Source organism: Methanobrevibacter sp., assembly GCF_017447225.1.
Lineage (GTDB): Archaea > Methanobacteriota > Methanobacteria > Methanobacteriales > Methanobacteriaceae > Methanocatella.
This window is the reverse complement of record NZ_JAFSNZ010000106.1, coordinates 1-3,241: the sequence shown is the minus strand read 5'-3', so window position 1 is coordinate 3,241 and position 3,241 is coordinate 1. Positions and strand designations below refer to the sequence as shown.

General features: G+C 34.2%; 5 protein-coding genes. 2 read left to right on the top strand and 3 right to left on the bottom strand.

Translation table 11 applies throughout. The features are described 5' to 3' along the window. Positions 1–206: 206 nt before the first annotated feature. Positions 207–581 carry a hypothetical protein gene (locus IJQ68_RS10035; protein WP_292800042.1) on the bottom strand — a complete coding sequence of 125 codons (375 nt, stop codon included), beginning with the start codon at positions 579–581 and terminating at the stop codon, positions 207–209. A 149-nt stretch (positions 582–730) separates the two neighbouring features. Here IJQ68_RS10035 and IJQ68_RS10030 point away from each other — a divergent pair, with 149 nt between their 5' ends. Next, on the top strand, positions 731–1,165 hold the full coding sequence (locus IJQ68_RS10030) for a MarR family winged helix-turn-helix transcriptional regulator (RefSeq protein ID WP_292800039.1): 435 nt from the start codon (positions 731–733) through the stop codon (positions 1,163–1,165). Beyond that, the gene (locus tag IJQ68_RS10025; protein WP_292800035.1) at positions 1,162–2,529 is read left to right on the top strand and encodes an MFS transporter; all 1,368 of its coding nucleotides are present in this window, start codon (positions 1,162–1,164) and stop codon (positions 2,527–2,529) included. The genes IJQ68_RS10030 and IJQ68_RS10025 overlap by 4 nt, the downstream gene beginning before the upstream one ends. A 58-nt stretch (positions 2,530–2,587) precedes the next feature. On the opposite strand, the gene IJQ68_RS10020 is transcribed toward IJQ68_RS10025, so the two are convergent. Further along, entirely contained in the window at positions 2,588–2,902 is a 315-nt protein-coding gene (locus tag IJQ68_RS10020) for a GNAT family N-acetyltransferase (protein WP_342765145.1), read from the bottom strand. Further along, positions 2,859–3,038 carry a (4Fe-4S)-binding protein gene (locus IJQ68_RS10905; protein WP_369334612.1) on the bottom strand — a complete coding sequence of 60 codons (180 nt, stop codon included), beginning with the start codon at positions 3,036–3,038 and terminating at the stop codon, positions 2,859–2,861. Before IJQ68_RS10905 ends, IJQ68_RS10020 begins: the two co-directional genes overlap by 44 nt. Positions 3,039–3,241 lie beyond the last annotated feature (203 nt).

Here is a 3,241-nt window from a genome sequence, read left to right as displayed (position 1 = left end):
TTGTTGTCTTGTTTGGTGAGGTCTATTTTTAATTAAATTAATATCTTTGAAAAAAGTTAACCTAAACTTTTATGAATTGAAAGTACATTTGCAAGTGCAATTCGGGGTTTATCAAATTTTGGCGAATAGTGGACAGCACCTAAGATTAAGTTTATTTAATTGCATGATTGAGTAAATTGCCGTAATCGCTAAAAGCCATGCTGTAACTAAACCTGGGATGGTTTATCCAGTTTATGGATTTTGATTCCTGCTGTGTGTATGAATGCTTCAAAAAGGGATAATATGATTGTCATCATAAACAGAAATGTTATGTTGTCAAATATGTATCCGAGTCCTATGTAAACCAGCCAGAATATGACAACGCTTAAGTTTGCTCTTCCCACATCTAAATCGTTAATGCTCACATTGAGCTTTTTAAGCATCAGTTCTGCAAAACCTCCAGGCCAATATTTCTCTTCAATTTCATGTAATATTGCAAGTATTGCAAAGATATTCACTAATTTTCTAACAGGAGAAATATCATTCCAATTCAAAAGGTCATATGCAGTTAAAATAGCTACTATGATAATAAAAATGTGCATATTATATTTTTTGAGAAATTCAATCATCAAAACACATTATATAATGGCCTATAAGTGCTCTTAGATATATTAAACTATATATTTTCAAAATAGTTTCTAATAGAAACTATTATATGTCATTCAGTTCATAGATAACTATAGGTGAAATAATGGATTTGAAATCTTCAAAAAATATTTTTGTGGAGATGATGTTTATTTTAAACAAAAATTATAATGAATATCTTGATGCTTCTTTCGGCAAGTATGATTTGACTGCCACTCAGGGATTATTTTTATTCAAATTAGAAGAATTTCCTGATACCACTCAAAAGGATTTGGCAAAACATTTCTCTCTTTCCAAAGGTTGGGTCGCCAAATATTTTATGGATTTGGAAAATAAGGGATTTATCGAACGTGAAAAAGTTCAAAACGATAAAAGGCAATATAAAATTACATTAACTTCTAAGACCACTGATTTACTCCCTACTTTTAAAAGAATAATCTATGATTGGAATGATCAGGTTCATCTGGATGATTTAGGTGATGATTTTATGGATAAATTTTCCAAACTGGTTTTAAACAGTTCCAAGGTGGCGGTTAGATGAAACAGGAAAATATCGTTTTATTAATATGTGTGGTATTATCATTTTTCACAGTTTTCGCATTCAATGCAGTAATGATTGTTATTCCATCCATAGCAAGTGAATATGGAATGAATAATATTGCTCAAAATTGGGCTACAATAATATTTTTGTTGGTTGTTGCGGTGATGTCCGTTCCGGCAGGACAGATTTCCGGTAAATACGGTCTTAAAAAGGTAACAATTGTCAGCATATTGTTGTTCATTGCCATATCTGTTGTCAATGTCCTTGCAACGTCAACTGAAATGTTCTTAATTTGCCGTTTAATTTTAGGAATTGCACTTGCATTTTTAAATGTAACTTCCATGGCAATGGTCGTGTCTGCATTCAGACCAGAAGAACGTGGAAAAGCTTTGGGTATTAATATAACCGGTGTCTATTTAGGTTTATTCTTATCTCCGGTCATTGCAGGAATATTGAATTATCAGCTGGGCTGGAGATCTGTAGTGCTGTTTTCAATACCATTTTTAATTTTCATATTGATATTGCTTCTCTTTAAAGTTCAGGATGAATGGATAACATTTGAAAATATATCTCTAGACCTCAAAGGGTCTTTTGTCTATGCTATCGGGATGCTGATGTTTATCTATGGATTTACAATATTGAACGAAACAATAGGTGTTGTTTTAACTGTTTTAGGTATCTTGGCTCTGGCTTTGTTTGCATATGTTGAGTTAAGGCAGGACAATCCGGTTTTTGATGTGAGATTTTTCAAAAATAAGCAGTTCTTATCAGCCAATTTTGCTTCCCTGGGAGCTTATCTTGCAACATTTGCGGTTACGACAATCTTGAATTATCACTTCCAGTACATTAAAGGCTATGATTCCCAATTAACTGGACTGATTTTGATTGTTGCTCCAATATTTCAGGTAGCTATAGCTCCGATTGCCGGAAGATTATCCGACAGATATGTTCCGCAGGTTCTGGCAGCTATTGGAATGGGTCTGGGAACAGTTTCTTTAATTTTATTTTCCATTCTTGATGCTAATACGAGCTTAGTGTTCATAATAATTGCAATGGTGTTTTATGGTGTTGGTTTTGGACTGTTTTCTCCTCCGAATACGAATGTTATTATGAGTTCTGTTCCGCCGCAGGCCACTTCTGTCGCATCCGCTTCAGTTGCTACAACGAGAACGTTGGGCCAGACTATGAGTATGGGAATACTCACACTGGTGTTTGCATTCGTGATGGGAAACGTTCCGATTGTTGAGCAGTACTATCCTCAGCTAATCACTAGTTCTCAAATCACCTGTCTGATTTGTGTAGTGCTGTGCGTTGCATCGGTGTTTGCTTCATTCGTCGGCATCAAATCGATAAATGAAAATTAATAATTATATTGCCTAACTTATGGAAGTTAGGCTCTTTTCTATTTTTAAATTAATGTGTCTAAAGCACATCATCATATTCAGGAGTCTTTAAGAACACGTTTTTTGCATAAGGACACATTGGAAAGATTTTAATATTTTCTTTACGTGCATTTTCAACAACACAGTGAATTAATTTTTTGCCGATTCCCTGTCCTTCATAGCCCAAATCAACGTCAGTTCTGGAGATGACCCATCTGCCTTCAAGTAATGTGAAATGGCATTCGCCAATCTGCTTATCGCTGTCATAAGCACGGCTTGCATTGTTTTCTTTTTCAAATTTTATGGCGATTTCATTTGAGCTCATATTTAAGCGCTCCTGATGGACATCTGTCAATAATTTCTGCAATTTCGCTAGCTGGAGCCTGTGATAAATCAACCCATGGTCTGTTTGCCGGATTGAAAACTTTATTGTTTCCCCTTACGCATTCCGTTGCGTGTTTGCATAATTCAGGTTTCCAGAATACCGTTATTTCATCTGTTTCGTAAGCTTTGTATCCTTAGGATATTAAATCTTCTTTTTTTGACATAGTAAGAGTGTTGGCAGAAATTAATTAATTTTGAACATTTTTCATTTTCTCCTTTTTGTTTATTTTAATAATCAATTTCTCAAGTCAGAGCAATGAAGTTTATTGAACTAATAACGGAGTGTAAATCTATTTTGTTTTCTTTAATA

Bases quoted from the DNA above. Each gene is read 5' to 3' on its own strand.
- IJQ68_RS10035 (WP_292800042.1), bottom strand. From the start codon at position 581: ATGCACATTTTTATTATCATAGTAGCTATTTTAACTGCATATGACCTT.
- IJQ68_RS10030 (WP_292800039.1), top strand. From the start codon at position 731: ATGGATTTGAAATCTTCAAAAAATATTTTTGTGGAGATGATGTTTATT.
- IJQ68_RS10025 (WP_292800035.1), top strand. From the start codon at position 1,162: ATGAAACAGGAAAATATCGTTTTATTAATATGTGTGGTATTATCATTT.